At 38.6% G+C, this 23,180-nt stretch carries 19 protein-coding genes and 1 pseudogene; 1 reads left to right on the forward strand and 19 read right to left on the reverse strand.

What is annotated here, in order from left to right:
• The first annotated feature begins 26 nt into the window (after window positions 1-26).
• Window positions 27-1,265 (forward strand): mechanosensitive ion channel family protein, encoded by a 1,239-nt coding sequence (locus tag EPB59_RS11605; RefSeq protein WP_154172832.1) that lies wholly within the window; start codon window positions 27-29, stop codon window positions 1,263-1,265.
• A gap of 53 nt (window positions 1,266-1,318) precedes the next feature.
• Here EPB59_RS11605 and EPB59_RS11610 read toward each other — a convergent pair whose 3' ends face one another.
• The 19 genes and pseudogenes from EPB59_RS11610 to EPB59_RS11700 form a co-directional block, all read right to left on the reverse strand.
• A complete protein-coding gene (locus tag EPB59_RS11610; RefSeq protein ID WP_154172834.1) occupies window positions 1,319-2,635 on the reverse strand; it encodes an MBL fold metallo-hydrolase in 1,317 nt (438 codons plus the stop codon).
• Window positions 2,636-2,710: 75 nt separating this feature from the next.
• Entirely contained in the window at window positions 2,711-4,651 is a 1,941-nt protein-coding gene (locus EPB59_RS11615; protein WP_154172836.1) for a polysaccharide biosynthesis protein, read from the reverse strand.
• 29 nt (window positions 4,652-4,680) lie between these two features.
• Window positions 4,681-5,235: a sugar transferase gene (locus EPB59_RS11620; protein WP_154172838.1), complete on the reverse strand. Its 555-nt coding sequence runs from the start codon at window positions 5,233-5,235 to the stop codon at window positions 4,681-4,683.
• Between the two features lie 8 nt (window positions 5,236-5,243).
• Entirely contained in the window at window positions 5,244-6,194 is a 951-nt protein-coding gene (locus EPB59_RS11625; RefSeq protein WP_154172840.1) for a UDP-glucose 4-epimerase family protein, read from the reverse strand.
• Complete coding sequence (locus tag EPB59_RS11630; RefSeq protein ID WP_154172842.1) at window positions 6,194-7,360, reverse strand: glycosyltransferase family 4 protein; 1,167 nt, start codon at window positions 7,358-7,360, stop codon at window positions 6,194-6,196. The genes EPB59_RS11625 and EPB59_RS11630 overlap by 1 nt, the downstream gene beginning before the upstream one ends.
• Window positions 7,357-9,000: a heparinase II/III family protein gene (locus tag EPB59_RS11635; RefSeq protein ID WP_154172844.1), complete on the reverse strand. Its 1,644-nt coding sequence runs from the start codon at window positions 8,998-9,000 to the stop codon at window positions 7,357-7,359. Before EPB59_RS11635 ends, EPB59_RS11630 begins: the two co-directional genes overlap by 4 nt.
• Window positions 8,997-11,135 (reverse strand): bi-domain-containing oxidoreductase, encoded by a 2,139-nt coding sequence (locus EPB59_RS11640; protein ID WP_154172846.1) that lies wholly within the window; start codon window positions 11,133-11,135, stop codon window positions 8,997-8,999. Before EPB59_RS11640 ends, EPB59_RS11635 begins: the two co-directional genes overlap by 4 nt.
• 1 nt (window position 11,136) lies before the next feature.
• Window positions 11,137-11,922, reverse strand: coding sequence for an AglZ/HisF2 family acetamidino modification protein (locus EPB59_RS11645; RefSeq protein WP_154172848.1), 786 nt, complete (start codon window positions 11,920-11,922; stop codon window positions 11,137-11,139).
• Window positions 11,916-12,539: an imidazole glycerol phosphate synthase subunit HisH gene (gene hisH, locus EPB59_RS11650; protein ID WP_154172850.1), complete on the reverse strand. Its 624-nt coding sequence runs from the start codon at window positions 12,537-12,539 to the stop codon at window positions 11,916-11,918. The genes EPB59_RS11645 and hisH overlap by 7 nt, the downstream gene beginning before the upstream one ends.
• Complete coding sequence (locus EPB59_RS11655) at window positions 12,536-13,660, reverse strand: N-acetyl sugar amidotransferase (RefSeq protein ID WP_154172852.1); 1,125 nt, start codon at window positions 13,658-13,660, stop codon at window positions 12,536-12,538. Before EPB59_RS11655 ends, hisH begins: the two co-directional genes overlap by 4 nt.
• 3 nt (window positions 13,661-13,663) lie before the next feature.
• Complete coding sequence (locus EPB59_RS11660; protein WP_154172854.1) at window positions 13,664-14,776, reverse strand: glycosyltransferase; 1,113 nt, start codon at window positions 14,774-14,776, stop codon at window positions 13,664-13,666.
• Window positions 14,769-15,770 (reverse strand): glycosyltransferase family 2 protein, encoded by a 1,002-nt coding sequence (locus tag EPB59_RS11665; RefSeq protein ID WP_154172856.1) that lies wholly within the window; start codon window positions 15,768-15,770, stop codon window positions 14,769-14,771. The genes EPB59_RS11660 and EPB59_RS11665 overlap by 8 nt, the downstream gene beginning before the upstream one ends.
• Window positions 15,764-17,581, reverse strand: a complete 1,818-nt coding sequence (gene asnB / locus EPB59_RS11670) for an asparagine synthase (glutamine-hydrolyzing) (RefSeq protein ID WP_154172858.1) — start codon at window positions 17,579-17,581, stop codon at window positions 15,764-15,766. Before asnB ends, EPB59_RS11665 begins: the two co-directional genes overlap by 7 nt.
• A gap of 1 nt (window position 17,582) precedes the next feature.
• Window positions 17,583-18,788: a hypothetical protein gene (locus tag EPB59_RS11675; protein ID WP_154172860.1), complete on the reverse strand. Its 1,206-nt coding sequence runs from the start codon at window positions 18,786-18,788 to the stop codon at window positions 17,583-17,585.
• Between the two features lie 494 nt (window positions 18,789-19,282).
• Window positions 19,283-20,407: an ISAs1-like element IS1358 family transposase gene (locus EPB59_RS11680; protein ID WP_154172861.1), complete on the reverse strand. Its 1,125-nt coding sequence runs from the start codon at window positions 20,405-20,407 to the stop codon at window positions 19,283-19,285.
• A 202-nt stretch (window positions 20,408-20,609) separates the two neighbouring features.
• On the reverse strand, window positions 20,610-20,780 hold the full coding sequence (locus EPB59_RS11685; RefSeq protein WP_154172863.1) for a transposase family protein: 171 nt from the start codon (window positions 20,778-20,780) through the stop codon (window positions 20,610-20,612).
• Window positions 20,781-20,924: 144 nt separating this feature from the next.
• Window positions 20,925-21,047: pseudogene (locus EPB59_RS11690) on the reverse strand (IS630 family transposase); the annotation flags it as partial.
• Window positions 21,048-21,089: 42 nt separating this feature from the next.
• Window positions 21,090-22,289, reverse strand: a complete 1,200-nt coding sequence (locus tag EPB59_RS11695; protein ID WP_195706994.1) for an oligosaccharide flippase family protein — start codon at window positions 22,287-22,289, stop codon at window positions 21,090-21,092.
• Window positions 22,276-23,172, reverse strand: a complete 897-nt coding sequence (locus EPB59_RS11700) for an NAD-dependent epimerase/dehydratase family protein (RefSeq protein WP_154172867.1) — start codon at window positions 23,170-23,172, stop codon at window positions 22,276-22,278. The genes EPB59_RS11695 and EPB59_RS11700 overlap by 14 nt, the downstream gene beginning before the upstream one ends.
• Between the last annotated feature and the right edge of the window lie 8 nt (window positions 23,173-23,180).

Raw genomic sequence — 23,180 nt, forward strand, 5'->3', positions numbered from 1 at the left:
CGCGCAGATTGATTAAGGAGTAAGCCATGCTTGAAACATTAACCTTGTGGTTACAGAAGTTTGATATTGAAATTGAACGCGTGATTCAACTTTCTGAAGCACTTGGCCTGATTGCTGCTATTTCTATTGCTATTCACTTGGTGTTGCATCGCGGCGTTTTACTGTGGCTCAAGCGCCACACTCGCCATGAACAGAGCGTTTGGCGCAATGCGTTGTTTAAAGAGCACCTGTTTAGTCGCGTTGCTCTACTGATCCAAGGCGTCGTGATTGCGGTGCAAACCCAGCTATGGCTGAGCCCCGGAACATTCACTTATGACGTACTGCATACCGTCACCGCCTTATGGATTGTAGTGTTCAGCATGCTGGCCTCGTACTCTATTTTGAATGTGTTGGAAGTATTGCTCAGCAAAACCCAAGTAGGGAAAAACCTGCCTACTCGCGGTATTTTACAGAGCATCAAAATCATTGTATTTATTATCGCGGCGCTGTTTTTCACCTCGATTTTGATCGGTAAATCCCCCGTCATCCTGCTCAGTGGTTTAGGTGCGATGACCGCCGTATTTATGTTGGTGTTTAAAGACCCGATCCTCGGCTTAGTTGCTGGGGTACAGCTTTCTGCCAACAAAATGCTCTCGGTCGGTGACTGGTTGGAAATGCCCAAATATGGCGCAGATGGCTCTGTGATTGATATCAGCCTAACCACAGTCAAAGTGCAGAACTGGGATAAAACCATCACCACCATTCCAAGCTACGCTCTGATTTCAGATTCATTTAAAAACTGGAAAGGCATGCAAGAGTCCGGTGGTCGCCGCATCAAGCGCAGCATTTTGATTGATGCCACCAGCGTGCATTTTTTGACGGAAGAAGAGAAACAAGCACTGAAAAAAGCGCAACTGCTTGAGCCTTACTTGGCGGAAAAAGAACAAGAGATCAGCAGCTACAACCAACAAAAACATTGGGATTTGGCCTGCCGAATCAATGGCCGTCGCCTGACCAACATCGGCAGTTTCCGCGCCTATTTAGAGCGCTATCTGCGCACTCACCCCAATATTCACCAAGATATGACGCTGATGGTGCGTCAGTTAGCGCCCACTCACGATGGCATTTCTCTAGAGGTGTACTGCTTTACCAGCACCACAGTGTGGGTTGAATACGAACGTATTCAGTCGGATATTTTTGATCATATCTACGCAGTACTGCCTGAATTTGACCTGCGCGTGTCCCAAGCGCCAACAGGAAATGACTTTCGAGCCCTGAGAGCTTAAGCCCAAACACTCTCCCTCCCCTAACAAGGGGAGGAATGCGTTAGAAATACGGGTTAAAACACCGAATAACCAAGTTGAGTAAGCTGCTCGTCGAAGGTTTGTTTAGCGGATGCTTCACCATGAATAAGGTGTACTTGCTTAGGCTTTTCAGCAATGCCAGTAATAAAACGCAGAAGATCCGCTTGATCTGCATGAGCTGAATAGCCCGACATCGTATGAATATGCGCTTTAACTTCAATTTCATCGCCATCAATCCACACCGACTTCTCACCACTTTGAATTTTACGCCCAAGCGTACCTTCGGCTTGAAAGCCAGCCAAAATAAGATCGGTTCTTTCATCCGGCAGCAGGGCTTTTAAATAATCCATAATTCGGCCGCCCTGACACATTCCCGAAGCCGCTACCACAATCGCGGCTTCTCCAGTTGAAGCCAAGCGGTTAACTAAACGCTCATGGGTTCGATGATCTTCCACCGTAATACACTGCTCAAACGCCAAAGGATGCCGATGCATTTGCAGCCGCGCTTTGGCTTCTCGTCCCCATAACTGCTTAAAGCGACGATAAGATCGCGTAACACGCTGCGCCATCGGCGAATCGAGAATAATCGGCAAATTCGCGTCAATCTGATTCGAAAAGATGAGTTGTTCGATATCAAATAGCAATTCTTGGGTGCGCCCAACACTGAACGCAGGGATCAAAATTGCCCCACCATCACTCAGTGAACGTTCAATCATTATGCGCAGCCGCTGCCCTCGGCTCTGCACATCCTCATGCTGCTTATCGCCATAGGTGGTTTCAATAAACAGATAATCTGCCCGCTCTGGCGACTGCGGATCGGGCAACAAAGGCGTATGGCTTGGCCCCAAATCCCCCGAAAACACCACCACCTCACCATTCGGACGCCGAATTTCCACATACGCCGAGCCCAAAATATGCCCCGCAGGCTGAAAGCTCACCCAGAGCGAATCAACACGCTTAGGCTGCACAGCAAACCACTTTTGGTAATCTTGCACCCGCAGCAAACGGCGCACCTCGGTAAGTACGCGCTCACTCTGCTTGGGAGACATGCCTAACTGCAGCTTTAAACCATCTTCCAGCATCAATGGCACCAGCTCCGCCGTTGCCGCCGTGCAGTAAATCGGCTGCTTAAAACCCGCCGCCAATAACCAAGGCAAACGGCCAATATGGTCAATGTGCGCATGGGTTAAGATCAGAGCATCCACATGCCCCAGCGCAAACTCCACTGCCAACGGGTGTTCATCCGCCCCTTGAAACAGACCGCAATCAATCAGTAGTGCTTGCCCATCGGCTCGCAATTCATGGCATGAACCAGTGACACTCTCCTTCCCTCCGTGATGAACCACTTCCATGTTGTTTTCCACTCCTGACTGTATTAATCAACCGATCGGATCATACCGATTTCGAACAAACATGAATCGAAAGCATTAATGCACGAACTGATTTTCAAGCTGAGTCTGGTTGTCTTGTGTACGCTGCCAAACTAAATCACCAATACCATCCGTCGGATTAAAATCGGTCGGCGCTTCAAGTAATAGCTCACGGATACGTTCATGGTTAAATGCATGACAAGCTTTGTCCAACTCGTTGAGATGCTGTTCGAATTCCGCTAAAGGTAAATAACGTTCATTGGCTGTCATAATCCGCTCGTGAGCAGTTTTTCCAACGTTATCGCCAATCAGCAGTTCTTCATAGAGCTTCTCACCTGGCCTTAACCCTGTGAACTCAATAGCAATATCCCCATAAGGATGCTGCTCATCTTTCACTTCCAGCCCAGAAAGCTGAATAAGGTTAACCGCGAGGTCAGTGATGCGTACAGGCTCACCCATATCAAGCACAAACACATCCCCACCTTTCCCCATAGCTCCGGCTTGGATCACCAGTTGCGCCGCTTCAGGGATGGTCATGAAATAACGAATAATGTCTGGGTGCGTCACCGTAATTGGGCCGCCTGCCTCAATTTGACGTTTAAACAGCGGAACCACAGAACCCGATGAGCCCAAAACATTACCAAAACGCACCATACAAAAGCGAGTTCCTTTGGCTTTACGGTTTTCTTGTTCCGCAAGCGCTTGCAAACCCAGTTCGGCCATACGCTTGGTGGTTCCCATGACATTGGTCGGGCGCACCGCTTTATCAGTGGAGATCAGAACAAACGATTCAACACCTGCTTCAATGGCCGCCTGCGCAGCGTAGTAAGTACCAAAAACGTTATTGCGTACCCCTTCAACGACATTGTACTCAACAAGAGGTACATGTTTATAAGCAGCAGCATGATACACAGTTTGAACCTTGAAGCTTTTCATTGTTACCACAAGGCGATTGATTCTCTGTACCGACCCCAATAGCGGTATGATTTCAACGTGCAGCCCCTCGGCTTCCATCAGTTGTTTGAGTTCTCTATCGATTTGATATAACCCAAACTCTGAAAGCTCAAACAACACTAGTACTTTAGGTTTTTGCCGCACAATCTGACGACAGAGCTCAGAGCCGATAGAACCGCCAGCCCCTGTCACCATAACTACCTTACCTAAGATATTCGATTCCATTAAACATTGCTGAGGTGTCACCGGATCGCGCCCCAGCAAGTCTTCAATCGCCACATCTTTCAGTTGATCGATGGATGCTTTGCCTTCAACGATATCTTTCATATCAGGAACTGTAAGCACTTCCGCCGACAAGTCTATCAATGACTCGAGAATCTTCTTCCTACGCGCTCGTGAAGCACTCGGTACTGCAAGTAGCACTTGGGTAACATCGTACTTATCAACGAGGTAAGCAGCTCGGCTAATATCATAAACTTGCAAACCCATGATTACGGTATTTTCAAGGGTTTTATCTTGATCGATAAACCCAACTACTTTGTAGTTTTCTGAGTTACGTAAAGCTATCGCTAGTTGACGACCAGCAGAGCCCGCACCATAAATCAGCACGACTTTACGACCTTTGCCATTGAGCCCAGAAACCAATACACGCACAATCAAACGCGATCCACCACATAGCAGGCACAAAAAAGTACCGTAGATGATAGGTAAAGATCGCGGCACTGGCGCATCAAAATAGAAAGCGGCAATAGCGACTGATGCAGCAGAAATCAGGGTACCAACACTCACCACAGCAAGAGCATGGAAAGTGAGGTAACGGAGAATCGCTCGATACAGCCCAAGTCGAGTAAAGCTTAGGATTGTAACAACGATAACCGTTGTAAGAAGATAAGGTATCGAGTCTGAGTGAATAATCTCAACGTTCCCGACTCGAACCCAGTAAGCACTGTAAAATGAGAAAATGATAAAAAACGCATCCACCAAAACACTGATGATGCGCTTATTTACACGCGAAAGATTCCAGATAAAGTTTAGCCTAGCCATAGTAATTGCTTCACACTTTTCTAATTAGTCTATTTTTTATTTACTGCGTCACCAGCACCACTCCCCATTACTGTTTTGAGGATATAACCAAAGTAGTCCTTCAATGTCAGTGTATCAATCATCTTTTTGTCGGTTTGAGCTAGAAGCCTTGGGGTAGACATATCAATATTTTGAATTTGAGCCAGTCCAGTGATTCCGGGAAGAACATCATAAACCCCTAAAGCATCACGTTCGGCAATCAACTCATGTTGATTAAAAAGGTTGGGGCGTGGTCCTACTAAACTCATTTCACCTTTCAAAACATTAATGAGTTGGGGTAATTCGTCAAGCTTGGTTTTACGCAAAAAAGCTCCGAGCTTCGTAATTGAACTCGCACTCGCTAGGTGAGAAGCCACTGACTGAGTATTAACCGACATGGTACGAAACTTAACCAACTTAAATGGCTTTTTATGTTTACCCACCCGGGTTTGAATAAAAATTGGTGATCCTGTATCGAACAGACCAATAATGGTAACAATTAATAATATTGGCCATAGAAATAACAAACCAAAGAATGCGGCGAGAAAATCAATTAAACGAATCATTTTTACCATCATTTATTTTTTTCTTGAAGAAAAGCTTGCGCTGTTTGTATAAAGCCTTCCCGTAGGGAGTGAGGCGGCTTCCAACCTAATGTTTCTTTCGTATGAGAAATGTCAACCTGTAATGATCCAGTTAACCTTTCTACGACATCTGATTTGCTAAATAGTTTTCCTGCTAACTTATAACACCAAATGGGAATCGGTAACTGCCAACTTGGCTTACCTAAAGCAATAGCCATTTCACGAACTATTTCAGAAGTCGAAAGATCGTGATCATCAGAAATTAAAAAAACTTGATTTGCTGCTTTAGGGTGGTCAATACAAGTGATTATTAAATCCACTAAGTTATTGACATATACCAAACTGCGTTTATTTTCAGTAATACAGCCAAATGGTAATGGCATACCCTTCAAAACTAACCCCATGAGTGCAGCAAAATTAGCTTTGACTCCTGGTCCATAAACTAGAGTAGGACGAATAACGACCACTTCTAATCCTGTTTCTTCAGCTAACTCTATTAACAATTTTTCTGCTTCTGATTTAGATTGTCCATAAAAATCCTTAGGACGTCTAATATCATATTCCTTAAAAGGTTTACTAAAAAGGCTTGATTCGCCATTAACCTTAATAGAGCTAAGGAAAATAAATCTTCTAACGCCTGCTTTAACAGCCTGAGTAGCAAGATTGATAGTTCCTGAAGTATTCACCTGTCTAAACTCATTTAATGGATCAGATGAGTTGTCATTCATTACATGGACACGGGCTGCAATATGCACCACAACCTCAACATCATTCAACACAGCAGAGTAATCGGAATTGGGGTCAATATTTGCATTCAGGTGTATATTACATGGTGGTGGCTGGGAACGTCCGAGTAAATTTATGTTGTCCGAAGGACTGAGCGCGTCCACCAAGTGACTGCCAATAAACCCTGAATATCCCGTAATTAAAACTCTACTCATTACAATTTCCCCAAAGTAACGATCGACTCACTCATCTCTTTCATTATATTGGACCGGGTATATTTAAGAATAAAGTCATTTCTATCGGTATACTGAAGATTTAATTTCATTAACGCTTTCATTGCACCTTTATGATCACCAGGAAAAAAAACCTCAGCGTTTGTAACTTCAGATTTAATGAATTCAGCAGCATAACCAGAAACACCTGCTAAAATAGGCTTTCCCGTCGCAGCGTATTCAAATATTTTTGACGGTAGCACTTTCTCAAAAGCTGGATAATCATTGAGATGTAAAAATAGAACATCAGCCTGCAAGTACTTCTCGACTAGTTTTATTCTATTAACTGGAGGCTCGAATTCTATATTTGACGTAGTAGATAAACTGTCAATTAGTTGCTGCTTTCTACCACCATCACCAATTAAACTGAAATGATACTCTGGATTTATCAGTTTAGCAAACTCAGGAAGAATTGTATGTAAGCCTTGCCCTTCACCAATATTACCTGCATAAACAATTCGTTTTTCTTGCTTTTTTGACCCGATATCAGTTCTAAGAGGAGGAAAATCTAAGAATTCACTATCAATACCATTTGTAAACCAAGAATAATTAATATTGGAATAACGCTCATTGAAATAACTAGCAAATCCTCTAGAGACAAGATTGATATGATTCGCGGAAGAAAATGTATATTTTTCAAAAACTGATAGTATGGGCTTTAACATAATAACGACTTTTGAAGGTAAAACATCTTTAATCGTATCAACAAAGATATCTCGTACATCAAGATATAAAGGTAAGCTCTTACTCTTTGCTACACGGGCACCTAAAAACGCGGTGAAAAGTCTCGAGCTAGTTGCAAAAACCACATCATAATCTTCGTGTTTAACAATCTGTCGTGACTGTTGATAAAAGGCTTTGAAAGACTTTATCTGATCCACCATCCCACTTCTATGAGAGGGTAGATCTATGCGTCTTATTCTTACATTGCCATCAAATTCTTCTGTTTTTGCCTCGGTACTAAAACTAGCGTATCGATTTGGCATGGTTGTGATGACATCAATCTCTATCCCGGCATGTTGCTTCAATTGCTCGACTAAAGCTGTCGTCCTAAACGAGCCCGCACACAGATCTGGTTTGAAGTAAAATGATAAAACCAGTATTTTCACGATTCCCTCTTAATCTGTATAATTTCTGTTCTTAGGCAACCACTAATAAAATCTATTTCAATTTTCTTATTTGCAATAGACTTACCAAACTCAGGATGCCAAGTGCTATCTTGTATAGTTATTGGCTCTGCACTGACAATTAAGCAAAGAATTTCACCATCTTGTATGATTTTGAGCTTTTTTTCTGACAGTTTAATTACGTTAACGTCTGGATGAATATGCAGATGAAAGCGGGCTTGAATTGGCTTCGACAAGACATCACTGATAATAATGCTATCATGCGTACAGTCGAGTTCTCTCGTATGGATAACTTTTGGACTCTGTTGCATGTAGCCGTTGTGGCTTGCGATTAATTGAACTTTATTCTCATCACAGGTTGCCTTTATCAGCTGAGCATAAGCACGCCTTGCCACCCTAAATCCAGACCAAACCTGTGAGGAGTCATACCCTGATACTGATACTGTATTATGTGCTGGAGTTTTACGCTGGCGTAAACGCTCAGCACTTGTGCCATATAATGATGTGCCTGAATTAACAAAAACGCGTTGCTTACCTATAGATAATTCAAAACTCAAAGTATCTGCATGTGCATGACCTGGTAAATAGTCAGGCCCAACATTTGCGTGATCAAAAATAACAGTGTAGTTCGCTAATGAGACTCGACTGTAACCACTGTTCTTGTTGGTAATTAATTTTTTTTCAACATTAGAATATATTAGACCTAATTTTCTCGCATAAGAGAAAATTTGCTGAGGGCGCATCGCTATACCAATAGCGGAATCATTAAAGAAGCTAATCTCACCATCGTCGTGCATCATGGTCGTCAACCAGAATAATGCTCTTTCTGCCACGCCAGTCCACTTCGGCAAGCAAGCTATAAGCTCTTCTCTATTACTTGTTATCGCTAAGTCAATCAGCTCTAGCAAGTCCCACAATAAGATTTCATGATACATTGGCGAGAGTTCAAAATGCGCACCATCCGCTAAAAACTGCTCATCCAATTCATTATTCAGCAATTTAACACCAAGAGTCAGTAATTTATCAGAATTTCCCCCTTTTAAATAAGCACCAACAAAAGTTAGTGCTTTAGCATTTGCAAATAAATGGTTGCCTAGAATATGGTATTCAAGTTGTTGAGCAAGGACATTAGCTTGTTCCAAGATACTTTTTAGATATTTAGGTTCTGGATCTACTTGTACACTTAGCCATTTTATCCAATTCACTAAACGCAACGAAATTGGATAAGGCTCCCAACCGTTACCAATACATGGTGGATTTTCAGCAACCCATCTATCAATGAATTCTTGATGCAGATGATGCCTTGAGGCACCATCTTGCGAACTCAAATCATCAAAATAATGTAAGTTGTACAACCATAATTTAGGCTTAGTTGAGCAATTCCAATTTTCTGGCTTGTTTACAGTGCCTATTTGATTTAGAAACTTTACTTCGCCGTTACTGAATATGCTTTGTTTATTCAGTAACGGGCCAGACCATCGCCAAAAAAAATGATTGGGCTGACCACTATCAACAAATTTAGGTTTAAAGAAACGGTAATAAATTCTATAATATACTTGTTTAAATTTAAGATATTTAACTGTGTGATATATATTAAATATATTTTTTATATGCTTACTCATTGCTGTCTAAGCTGCTCTGCTATATCTATAGAAACCTTCGCCACCTCAAAAATTTCACTTATATCAATAGGAGACCTGTTACCATAACGAATAGAATCTAAAAACAATTTTGAGCACAAATTTTGACCTTTATCCTGCTTCCAAAGATTCATTCTCTTAAAATCTTTAAAGCCAAAACCTTTTAGCTTTACAAAGTTATCTAGCTGTAACACCTTACCATCAGCAAACACTTCTATACGTTCTTTCGGGAAATTTGCTGCGCCATTTGCATAATACTGAATGGTGCCAAGTGAACCATCAGCAAAACCAAGTATAATAGCCGCTTTGTCTTCAGTAACATCTACAGAGTCACTATCCCCCATCCTACGAGCTTGAACAGAGACAATCTCACTACCTGCAAGAAAACGCATTAGATCAACAAAGTGGCATGCTTCACCTATGATTCTACCACCACCAACACCAATGTCCTGTGTCCAATGGTTTGCTGGAATACAACCCGCGTTTATAGTCATAATGAATGATTTGGGGCCTTTTATTGGGTCAATGAGTGATTTCATTTTTTGGATTTGTGGTGCAAAGCGTCGATTAAAACCAACCATCAATTTAGGCGGATTATTTGATTGAGAAGCTTCAGCATATACTGACTTAACTTGCTCTAGTTCTTCATGGTGAATAGCCAGCGGTTTTTCAACAAACACATTTTTACCAGCTGATAACGCTTTTTTGACAAAGTGTGCGTGGCTATTATGGCGTGTGACAATAACCACAGTATTAATCTTTTCACTTTCAATCAGTGCATCTGTATCGGTTGTTGCTTGTTTGAAGCCAGCTTGATTACCATGAATCACACCATTTATACCACTAGAGGTAGATATGCTATGCAGTTGTGCACCCGCATTTTTAAATGCAGGGATCAAGACGCGAGACGCATAATTACCAGCACCAACAAACCCTACAACAGGCTCACCAGCCTTATACTCAACTTCGGGATTAAGCATGAGTGTTGACGTATGGCGAGATTCAACAGGTGAGTTATACTTTAGCAGGATACCAAGTGCCGATTTGTCACTCGTTAGCAAATCATATGCTTCAGCTGCGTTTTCAAACACAATACGATGCGTTATAAGCGGTTTTACGTTCAGTTGCCCGCCCGACATCATGTCTAAAATAGCCTCAAAGTTTCTCTGTTCAGTCCAACGAACAAAAGGCAGCGGATAATCATTCCCTTTTTCTTCATAACTCGGATCATAGCGGCCTGGACCATAAGAACAAGAAACTTGGAAAGTTAATTCTTTTTCATAGAAATCGGCACGGCTTAGCTCTAAGCCTGTGACCCCAACCAAAATGATACGACCGCGCTTTCGGCTCATTCGCGCAGCTTGCGTTATCGGATCATTGGATTTTGTTGAAGCGGTAATAATAACGCCGTCGACACCATTTCCACGACTAAATGCTATACCAGCGGCAACAGGATCTTGACCTTTTCCTGGATTACACACTTCTGAACCAAATTGCTTAGCAAGCTCTAACTTCGCATCATCATAATCAATAGCGAGCACACGACACCCTTGGGCTCGGAGTAATTGAACCGTGAGTAGACCGATTAAGCCCACACCCGTCACCACAAATGACTCACCTATAGTCGGGTTAGCGAGACGGATACCTTGTAGACCGATGCTAGCCACAACCGTAAACGATGCTTCTTCATCGGACACATTATCTGGAATGAGAGCACATAAGTTTTTGGGCACACGAACGACATCAGCGTGAGGACCGTTGGAAACAACACGATCTCCAACTTTAAAATGTTTTGCACCATTTCCACTGTCTTCAACAATGCCAACATTACAGTAACCTAAGGGTAAAGGCTGGGCCAATTTTGACTTCACTGCATCAATGGTTGTCATTAAGCCATCTGTTTGAACCTTTTCCAGAACCATTTTTACTTTGTCAGGCTGGGAACGCGCTTTATCAATTAAATTCGCCTTACCAAAATCAACCAACATTCTCTCAGTACCAGCAGAGATTAAAGATGTAGTAGTATTAATAAGAATATAGTTTTTAGTGGCTTTTGGCGAAGGCGACTCAACAATGGAAGAGCCACCTTTAGCCATATCCTGAAGAATTTGTTTCATGCTACTTTCCTACTTGTGAACGTGCGATCTTTCTAATCTTAGTAAGGGCATCTTGGGTTAAGTAATTAATTAATACTGCTTTGTACACACCTTTAAAAACAAAAAGGCTCCCAGCAGATGCACCTATTACTTTAAATTTTTCAACTAGTTTTAAGATATCTTCCGTCGAACCTGCACCACCAAGAATTGTGAGCGGAACACTTGTTAAGTCTCGCACCTTTTCGGCTAATTTCATATCGTAGCCTTTCATCATTCCATCTTGATCTATAGAGTTGATAACTAATTCACCAATACCCACTTCTTCTAATTCAGATATGACTTGCTCGAACTTCTTTTTAACTTTTTTCTTACCATTATGTGTGTAAATCTCATAGCAACCTAACAGGTTTTTCTTTACATCTAAAACAACTGCAATGCTTTGTTTACCAATGATGTCGGCCATTTCACTAAGTACAGCTGGATTACTCAATGCTTCGCTTGAAATTGCAACTTTTTCAACACCTAGTTTAATAATTTCTTGTGCTTGTTGAGCTGTTTTAATACCACCACCATAGCACAGCGGCATTCTACTCTCATTGGCGAGATGTTTGATCATTTGGTAATCAGGTAACTTGTTTTCAACGGTTGCGTCTATATCTAAAACGATCAGCTCATCAACTTCTTTCTCATTGAAGATTTTGACGGCGTTTATAGGATCACCGACATACTTAGGATCTTTAAACTTGACAGTTTTAACTAGCCCTTTGTTGTGGATGAGCAAACATGGGGATACTCTTGATCTCAACATAATGAAAACTCAGAAAAATTCTTAAGTAAGTTAATACCATTAGAATGACTTTTTTCAGGGTGGAACTGGAAACCAAAAATATTATCTTTTCTTACGGCACAGCAAAAATCATCACCATAATGCGCTTTAATTAGAACATCTTTCTCATCATGAGCATCAAAGTAGTACGAATGAATAAAGTAAAATCCTTTTTCGCAATCGATATTACTGAGCAAAGGATGATCTTCAGTGGGCTCAACTTCGTTCCATCCCATATGTGGTAGTTTAGGCTTAAACTTAATTTTTGATTCATCGAACTTTTTTACTGAAGCATCAAACCAACCAAGTCCAGGCAACACACCTTCATCGCTGCTTTTAGCCATGACCTGAAGGCCAACGCAAATACCTAGAACGGGTTTCTTATCAACCATCGCAAAATGGTCCAATGCAGCCCTCATGCCCGATTTATCTAGTTGTGTCATGGCTTCGTCAAATGCCCCAACACCTGGTAAAATAATTCTATCAGCTCTAAATAAGTCGTCAGGAGTCCGAGCAAAAAACGTTTCAACTTTGAGCTTAGTAAATATATTTTGAATCGCTTGAATATTGCCAGAACCATAATCTACTATTGCAATCATCGCTTGCCACCTTTTTCAAGACCAAGCTTTCTCATTACCCTTGCACCTACATCATAAATCGATTGTAGGTTTTTATAGTCTTTATAGGTTTTGTTTGGTGCTTCAAAATATCCTTTTAGCTCATCTGTGGTAATGCCGAGCTTATTGGCGATATAATTTAAGTCGTCATCAATGGTCTCTGGGTCATATGGTGGATTTTTCAATTTTCTAAGAGCATCTTCTCTTGTCATTTGACCTGTGACGATTAAACTAGAGTACTGAACTTTTCTAGTGTCAAAGCCAAATTTCTCATAAAGCCAATAAGATTCATAAAAACGGGTGAAACGTGACTCAAAATGCTTTTGTGCGTAACGCTGGTATCCATAGTTATCGACTAAAAACTGTGTCGCTTCTTCTTTATTATAAGGCATAAAATCCAGAGGCCTATAAAGCTTAATACCTTTGATATATGGCAAATACACCTTGTGCCACAAAATGTTTGTCAGTGGGAATTTTTTAAGCTTTTTCGTACCAAACTTTTTCTGGATATCTTTGATTTGTCGAGAATCTGATTGAAAATACATCCACTCCAGAGGATTACGAATACACTCCGTAGAGTAATTACCACCAGTTAAAATATGCTTAATATTGTGCTTTGACGCAAACTTGTACATGGTTGCAAAGAACGCATGATCTTGAGGCGTATCAGTATGAGAAACACCAGCCTTAAAGAAAGAAAGTTGTAAGTCTTTCATTTCTTCCCAGTCAATAACTTCTGTATATAGATCTAAGCCCAGACGATCAACTATTTGCTCTATATTATGCACAGCCTGTTGAGAGTTCCAACCGGCATCGACATGAAAAACCAAAGGTCTTAAGCCAAGTTTTTCTTTTGCTAAATAGACTAAGTATGAGCTATCAATACCACCACTCATACCGATAATGCAATCGAATTCTTTACCTTCACCTTCTTTCTTAATATCAGCAGCTATCTTAGTTATCTCTATCCACCCCTTCTCATCTGGATGCCAATTAGGCATGATATCACTGTAAAATGTCGTACAATGATCACAAACTCCATTTTCATCAAAAGTAATTTTCGAATCTGATGTGTCCATTACGCAATTAGTACATACCCTCATTCTTTATACCTTTTCTATAATTTCTATGACTTTATCTGCCATGTTTTTGGTATTATATATTTTTGAAAATTTAAGTGACCAATTACACATTTTTATATATTCCTCTTGATTCTCCATCAGTATATTAATTTTATTAATAATATTTTCAGTATTAAGATCATCAACTATAAATCCAGATTGCCCATTTACTATCAAATCTAGTTCGGTTCCATCAGCCTCATGGACAATTACTGGTTTAGAACAACACATAGCTTCAGAAATAACGATCCCACCACGACCAGGTATCATTAGTACATTAGTAGCTTTCATAACACTCACAATATCTTGGACTTTACCCGTAAATACAACGTTTTTAAGTCCAAGCTCTTTAACCATATTTTTCAATTCACTTAAGTAAGGACCATCCCCAACAATTAAATATACTAGAGACTCTAATTGAGCTGACTGATTAGCCATCTTAATTATGAAGTCAGGTTTTTTTACCTCGTCAATTGTGCCAACAAAAGAAACTACAAATTTACCAGCAAGGTTGTAGATATCTTTACATTCAATCGAAGTTCTGTTGTCATACTCTAAAAGTGAATCGTAGTAGTCCGTGTCGCAAACGTTTGTTGCAACAACAATAGGTTTTTTTACGTTATGGGATACTAGAAAATTTTTCCCTAGGGAGCTATAACTTATAAAACCCGAAAAAAAACTTCTAAAAACTGGCTTCATATATCTATCAAAAAAGCCTAACTCTTTACCTGGAAGAACAAAGAAGCACCACAAAATCAATTTAGGCTTGCCTAAAAACAATAACTTGTATGCTATAGCTTTCAAATATCCAAGGAAATGACTTTCCGCCTCACAAATGACAACGCTTGGTCTTTCTTTGACTAAAGTCCGAAACAACCCAATATGATTTACCAGTAGTTTTCCCAAAAATTCATATTTCTTAGAATTTAACATTCTATAATTAACGCCATGAAGATCACTATGATTCTTTGCCTTTAATCCTTCTATATTTTCTCCTATTAGCATCTGAATGCGATCTTGATTTGATGGTGCAATCCGCTTAAATACACCCAACCTATACTTTGGTATAAAGCGTTGTAAAATAAAAACCTTATCCATACCTTCGTTCCATTTCTTCTATATGATGATAATATTTTGGGAGCATTTTCAATAACATCAGCGTAATACGAAAACCAACTCTTGACTGAATTATTCTAGATACCAGCGATAAAAAAATCATTTTATAAAAAGATCTAGCTATCTTGACTTGGAAGAGATAGTTATTTTTATGAAATAAGTAATCAAAACTACAATTATTACCTAATGTCTGGTATCTTAAATCTATTAACACTTTGAAGTCGTTGTGAGGGAAAAACATGCCATGTATTTTGGCACTCAGTTTTTCATCTAAATTTAAAAATAGATCTTTATAACATCCAACACCTAAGCCAGCTACTCGCGCATAATTATATCCCGTTGACGGAACCTCATAAGTTACATGGTTATCCTTGCTGTATAGGATTTTACCACCATTGAGCATATAACTTAACAACATTATGAAATGAGGGACATATGAGTTACAATGCATATACCCACATGACACGAAACTATTTAACACTCTATTCTTATATATGTAATTAGAAAGAAAAATATGACTATTAAATCCACTTACACTTTCCGAAAGATTAATAAAATGCTCAATGGACTTGCATTCTCCCTCAAATTGAGAGTTTAATTTTATAATTGGGATTTGTAACTTATCAGCGAGAACGATGTTTGAGCGTATTTTACTAAAAAAATCAGGCTCAATTCTATCGTCATCTGATAGAATCATATACCAATCGCTTTCAGCAATAAGATGGGCTTTTAATATATTTGCAGACATTCCGACATTCGCTTCATTACGAATAACAATAAGCTTATTTTCATCAATCAATCTGGATAAGTCGTTACAATTACGAAACGCTTCTTCGTAATAAACATCAGAGCAATTGTCAATAACTTTAACGATAATGTCTTCTGCTAGGGATTTAGTTAGACATCTTAATATTAATGACAGTTTATCTACTCGATTGTAAGAAGGTATGATTATTTCTATTGTTTTATTCAACATTTTTCTCCACAATAATACTCGAACCAATACTCAACCTGATACAATCTAAATAGCAATCGTTCATATTTCGACTCTAGTAATTGATTGCTTTGGTATAGCTTATTAAAAAATGATTTTGACACTATTTTATTTGAAAAAACCCTGCCATTATCCAGAATAAATTTGCACATTTTCTCTTTGATATTTTTACTAATAGGTGTATTGAAGCCAATTTTTTTCCTGTCTAAAATTAATTCGAATTCATTATAAAAATCCATATTTCGGAGTACATTTTTATTTCCTTTGGCCCCAAGAAAACTATCCAGCTTAGGCTCTGAAAAAATATGCTCTACCAATCGATGATCTAAAAATGGAGACCTATTTTCGACAGAATTGTTCATTGCAACAATATCGCCATAATAAAGCAGATTTTTAAGGCCTACGACATGCTGCTTGAGCAAGTAATTTTGGATATATGACTTAGGAATATAAATACTTTTCGGTTGAGAAATCTTAATATAAGTCATATGGCTATCATCTTTATCTATTCTATTAAATAGTGGCTCATACCCATAGAGAATTCTCATACATCTTTTAACCCTGCTTCCACCCGTATTTCTTAAATACATAACAACCGAATTGACAGGCCCGCTACGAATGAAATCTCGGAATACAAGGCTGAACAAGTTAAAATTGAGCGTTTTCAAGGAATCTTTGAATAAAGGAATATGATAGTGAGCATAACCTGCTAGCATTTCATCAGCGCCTTGACCATCTAGAGCCACTCTGATTCCTGACGCATTTACTTTTCGATATATATTATCAACAGAAATGATAGCTGGAGATGAATGGCCCCTCCCAAGTCTGACAACAAGTTTATTTAATTGCTCAAGAAACTCACTATCGCTGACATTATTTTTAATCACATCAATCTCTAAATTCAGCTTATCAGCAATAGTCTTAGCAAACTCAACTTCATCATCCCCGTCTTCAGAAGAAAAACAAAAAGCTTTAAACCCTACAGGTTGAAACTTATTCACAACATTCGCTACTGCTGTGCTGTCTAATCCTCCCGAGAGCAATAATGAACTTTCTACGTCAGACCTAAGCCTTAATTTTACCGAATCCTCAAAAAGCTCATCAAATGATTTGGATAGTTCAGAGCCTTTTCCATAATCCCAATACCGTTTGATATCGACTATACGTCTTTTCACTAAATCATATTCAGCCCAGGTAGCAACCGGAAACTCATATATACCTTTAAAAAAAGTTCGTCCATTCGAGTCAAAATCACCTTCTTTCAAAAATAATTGGATCGTTTCAAGATCTGGTGAGTAACTCCCATTGACGAAAATAGGTTCAATTTCACTAGATATCAATACCCGCTCTTCTGAAAATGAGTAAAATAGAGGCTTCTGCCCGTACCGGTCTCGACTGACATAAATTGTATTTTCGGTCTTATTATAAATAACTAACGACCACATACCATTTAGTCTTGCCTCAAACCCCTTTCCGTAACAGTGGAATAGTTTAAGTATTACTTCGGTGTCAGAATTAGTGTCGAATTGATATCCTAGCTCCTTTAGCTCATTTCTCAACTCAATAAAATTGAACACTTCGCCGTTGTAAACAATCACTAGGTCGTCAAAACTATAAGGCTGATTACTTTCTTTTTCTAATCCTACTATTGCCAATCTAGAATGAAAAAGTCTAACGTGTCCACACTCATAGACCTGCATTGAGTCAGGACCTCTGTGCTTTAGTAGCACTTCAAGATTTTCTACAGAAACGCTAGATTTATTAAAATTTGAGTCAAAGTATAATCCACACATATCAACTTCTTATTAAGGTAAATAGTTTTGTAAGTAAAAAATATAATGTACCACCAATAATAATATATACAAAAAACTGATCGAAGCCGGAGCCTCTAGCTAACGTTAAAAAACATATGTACACATACATCGGAAATATAAAATTACAGATAGATTTAGAGGAATCTACTTTTCTTACTGTGTTTATGAAGTACTTACTAAAAAGATAAAAAATTACGTACACTACAACTATAGACATTAAGTGAAAGTTCCAGTATGCCTCACCAAAAATACTGATTAGCCATGAAACACCAAGCTCTCTTCCTGATGGATCATTTATGCGAGTATACAGCTCGAGGATACTATCTGGCTTAAAATAAAAAACTTCTCTTGGAAATAATATAAAAAAAGGCTTTATAATCGTTGTTCCTGCAGCCAATCTTGTGAAATCGTCATTGATTAGCTCAAACGAGTTTAAGGTATGAAAGAAAGTGTACGAAGCTTCTATATTATTTAACACTGCAGATACGAAAACATCTGAGTATATGTAATTTTTTATGTAAGGTATTGTATCGACAAGATTATCAAATTCACCATAGCCTCCATACCCTCTAGCAATTGACATCATTATAATAAGTAAAAATACTAAGAAAAAAATCAAAGTCAAATAGCGCAATATTTTAAAGTTGATTATATGAGCCCTAAGTATTGACTCAATCCAAATAATCGGGAATAAAAGATATATAGCTTCTCTCTTTTCATTAATCGAAAACATAGCGAAAAAAATCACTATTGATGCATAACTAATAACACGAAATGGTAGCTTTAACTTCTGAATTAATATACAAATAGATAATGCAACTAATGTTTTTGGTAAAATTGCCAGATCACCTTCAGAACCAAAAAAAGACAAATCTAAACTAATGATAAAAAATACAGACAGTATAAATATAGGAAGTATTCTATTTCTGTTTAATTGAATTTCATTTAAATGCCCACTAATATTGATAGAGTATTTTATGTATTTCTTTGAGAATTTTGTATCTACGTAAAATACTACAGACATCATAGCCAACAAAATAGCCACATTCTCAGAAAAGTAATCCCATTTCTGGTAGTCGATTAAGTCTTTTTCAACTATTACCCAACCTTGTGAAAAACCCCACGCTCCTAGAGTCACTTGAAGACTAAATATAATCAGAAACATTCTTATTGGATTAAAAGCCACTACCAAATACCTGTCATAGAATGTTTTCAGTGCTAATATTAATGTAAATACTGTAAAGACTAACGCGGGTATTATTGACTCCCAATTTAATACATTCAGCTTTAAGGTTATAAACGAAAGGATATTAAATATGAATAAAAAAACTAAGAACATAGTATATCCATCAAAGAAAAATTCACAGATGCTCTCCTTAATAAAGCAATGATAAAATTTACAAAATATTGTTCGAATCTATCGCATACATCATTTCTATATTTAACACTCGCATTTGTGCAATTTAACTAAGCACATCAGTCAGTTCTCTATAAAGATTCCAACACTTTTCTAGATTTTAGAAAACTTCTTGATTAAGTTTTTTACAAACTCGATTAAAGATTATCCCAGAACTCTATTATACTTCTGCCATACGCGTTCAACTTGAAGGTGCAGGTTTCAATATCTGAAAATGATCCGTAATTCTGGATAAAAGCACGGAAACCGCATGAACATCACCGTCACGTAAGGCTTTCAAGAACCTTACTTAGGTACTTTTCGTCCATTGCGCAGTTCATCCGTTTACGTTTGATACCACCTTTAAACGTGGTTTCGCTCTTTAATAGGTTCAAGCATATCTGCCTGATCCTTGCAAAAGCCTCTGCTCGATCGTCCGCTCTAATACGCGAATTGTCCTCACAAAATGCAGTATCAAGTGACCAATGCATGACCTCTACACCCCAGTGAGAACGTGTCGCTTCAAGTAACGTTTGAGCTTCCAATTCTTTAGAGCATATGTAGTAACGAATACTCACATCTTGCTCTGTTGCTACTGCCGATTCTTGTCGAATTGAAGCCACGATGCCCATTGATTTAAGCCCAGGCCATTCATGTTCAATATCACCCAAAACCGACAAATCGCGATTCACTAAAGCCACTCTCGTTTCTATTCTTCCGTGACTTTTTTCTTGGGTACTATAAGAACTACCGTCGAAGTCTTGAAGCATGTCCATTCGAAAATAATCATCAAAAGCTTGCTCAAGCATTCCCTGATTGCCTTTGACCGCCAATAAATAATCCGATTCTTTATCACGGATTTTTTGCGCTATTTTCTTTTGGCAGCCCATGGCATCAATCGTAATCAAGCAGCCTTTTACATCTAGCAAGTCTAGTAGCTTGGGGATCGCGGTAATCTCGTTACTCTTAGAATCAACCTTCAGTTGTCCAATGCTCATTCCATTTGCTGTAGCAAAAGCGTTCACCATATGGATCGTTCCCTTGCCTTTTGAGCGGTCATAAGAGCCGCGTAATGTTTTACTGTTGGCAATCACTTCACCATCCGTCAGTGTATGGCAGTCCTTCATCCAGGCAATGAAGCTTCTTTGCAAAGCGACAGGATTAATCATACCCATCACGCGAGACAGCGTATCCGCAGAAGGAATTCCAGCTTCAAAGTGACCATATCGTTTAAGGAGATCTAAGCGAGCATTACCAAAATCGATAATGCCATCCCAGCCATCGTGACCCGACAAAACACCACAAATTGTCAGCAAAATAATGTCTGATAATTTGTGTTCTACTTTGCTTTCTTGTCGATAGTCTTTAATGATTTGGAAATGCATAAATGGGTTGATTAACTCGCTCATATGTAGGCTCCTATATTGTCTAGGAGCAATTACAAAACAACTGAAATGATCTACAAGGTGATCTTAAATTTCATCGGGTTACATCAAAAACTGAGATTAAGGAAGCATTGGTAACTAATTCTAAGCAACACCGCAGCCCTTATATATCAACGACCTTCATGCGGTTTCCCTGACCAGAAGAGTAGTCACTAAACTTACGAAATCAGGTTAAATTTTCCTCACCAAAGCCTTCGATTTCATCCCAAGTCTTCATTCCGCACAGCATCGCTGTCACCACCTGGAACATCACTTCGAAGAAATTATAGGTCGATTTTCTTACCTGACGAGTATCACTCAATATGCTAAAATGCTCTTTAAATTCACTGTAATCCATACTCGTCTTATCCTGCTTTATCTTTAACAGTATAAGATCACGTCAAGATCGCTAATTCAATCTATTTCTTAAAATTTTATCCCGAATTTTGACAAAAGAGTGCGTCAATAACATGCGCGGGCCGTGTACGAAGAGCTTGAGATCTTTACTCCAGCCCTCAGAAGCCAGCAAAACTGCTTTTATACGATCGCACACATTACTATCACCCTCACTGTCGTGCATCTGTTCTAGTTGCTGCTTTTGCTCAGGAGTGAGTACCATTTTCATGACACGTAGCATGATCCTGATTTTATCGAAAATCAAGCATCTTCAATGATCACAGATATACTTAATTTTATTCTGAGATTTCTTAAACAATCCATATAGCATGAAACAAACAAACACTTCTGCAATTATAAATGAAGCTAACACTCCCTTTGTAAAATAGTGCGGTACCAATAACATACCTAATATGCAATTCAAGGTTAAACCAGAAATAGTCACAAGTGGAACTAACTTTACAAACTTGACAGCAGCTAGCCCGTAGAGAAATGTGTTTGATAGTGCTTGAAGAACTAACACAATTATAAAAAAGTTAAAAAACTCTTTTCCTTGATGATATGTATCATCATAAAAACTTAAAATGTATGGATAAATAACTAGGATTAGCAATATATAAATCAAAAAAATTGATGCTATAGAGGTTATAAAAAATTGTTTAAGTCGAACAGATAATAATGCACCTCCGTTACAGCTGTATATCTTCGGTGTAAATGCTAAAGAAATTACATTTAGAGCAAAAAAAGGAGACATAGCAATCGTACTAGTGAATGCGTATACCGCAAGATCATTAGTTGACATCATACTGCCGACAAGTACCTTATCTATTATTACGTATAGTGCGCCAGCAAAGGCATGAATCCCTAACGGTAGACCAAATCTTATGTGTTCACTCCGAAAATTTAACCTTAATAAATCATCTAAATGGAAATTGGTTAGCTCATTTTTCTTAGAATATAGGACTAGCATGATCATCATTCCACCAACTAATGCACCTACTGAATAATATTGAGCGTTTCCGCCTAAATAGCATAGTGAAACTATCGATATCAACCGCAAGAGCTGTTCTGTTATTCTAACTCGGTTATATTCATCATTTCGCCCTAAATACCTACACCTTGTTGTATATAACTTTGCCGACGCTTGGAAGAGTATTGAAAAAACAAGGGGATATACAAGCAGCAATGAGTTAAACACGTAATACCCAACAGCTAGAAGAGCTATACCATTGAAAACACTGTATTTCACAACCGAAATCAGAGTATTAGAGAAGTCATAACCTTTCAATACTGAATGATGTTGACCGAACAGATAGGTTTCAATAAAAACAACTTCTAGTAAAATAAGTTTGACAACTGTTGAATACTCTTCCGGAGAAAATACAGCAGCAAGTATCAAACTTATTAAGATGTTTCCACCTTTACAGAGAGCTTCTGTCGCCCCCAATTTTAAAAAACTACTTAACTTCAAACTCAAGCTCTTCTTCGATGAATTTTGTTACTCCCTCAATCAAAGAGTATTGTGGCTTCCAACCGATAAACTTCCACTGTTCTAGATTGGTTGGAATCGGCTCGATTCCATCATCCGGTCTCTCTATAGCTCCAAATTTAAGTTTAGTGTCACAATTCCCCTTAAGATAGGTAAAGCGTGATTTCATAGTTTTTACGAACTCCTTTATTGTGGATAGTTCTCCAGTTCCTACTACTAACTCTATATAAAATGGTAAATTACTTTCATTTTCTATAACTGAGACAAACGCTCTTACGACATCATCTACATAAATGAAATCTCTTGATTGATCACCTTCTGTTAAATCTACGTTCTTCTTGCCATTCATAAACTGGCTAAGCAGCCAATACGAAAACTTTGTCGTGTTATCACCTGGACCATATACATGTTGTAGAACTAAATTAATCACTTTAACTTGGCTTTGCTGCTTTAGCCAAAACAAGAGCATTTTTTTGCTTTCACAATATTCATTAAGATATGTTCCGTTTCCTGATTTGCTAAAAAAGCTATCAGTATTAATAAACCTTTTTACATGATACTTTGAACATAACGACAACAGGGCCATAGGTAAATTCAAATTAGTCTCAAACACATCAAATATGGAGCCATTTCGACCGTAATTACATGCAAGAAAACATACGAAATCAATCGTATTCTCACTAAATGTGAGTTCTAAATTATCTTCTATATAATATAACTTTAAGCTATCTGAAGAGACATCTAGAACCGAGATATCCGAAGACTTTCTGACTAAAAGAATTACCTTATAACCCTTATTTAGCAGTGAGGTAACAAGTCTTTTTCCTACAAACCCTGTCCCTCCAGTTATTAACACTGTTTCCATATCATTAA

Origin of the sequence: Vibrio metoecus (assembly GCF_009665255.1) — a bacterium.
Lineage (GTDB): Bacteria > Pseudomonadota > Gammaproteobacteria > Enterobacterales > Vibrionaceae > Vibrio > Vibrio metoecus_B.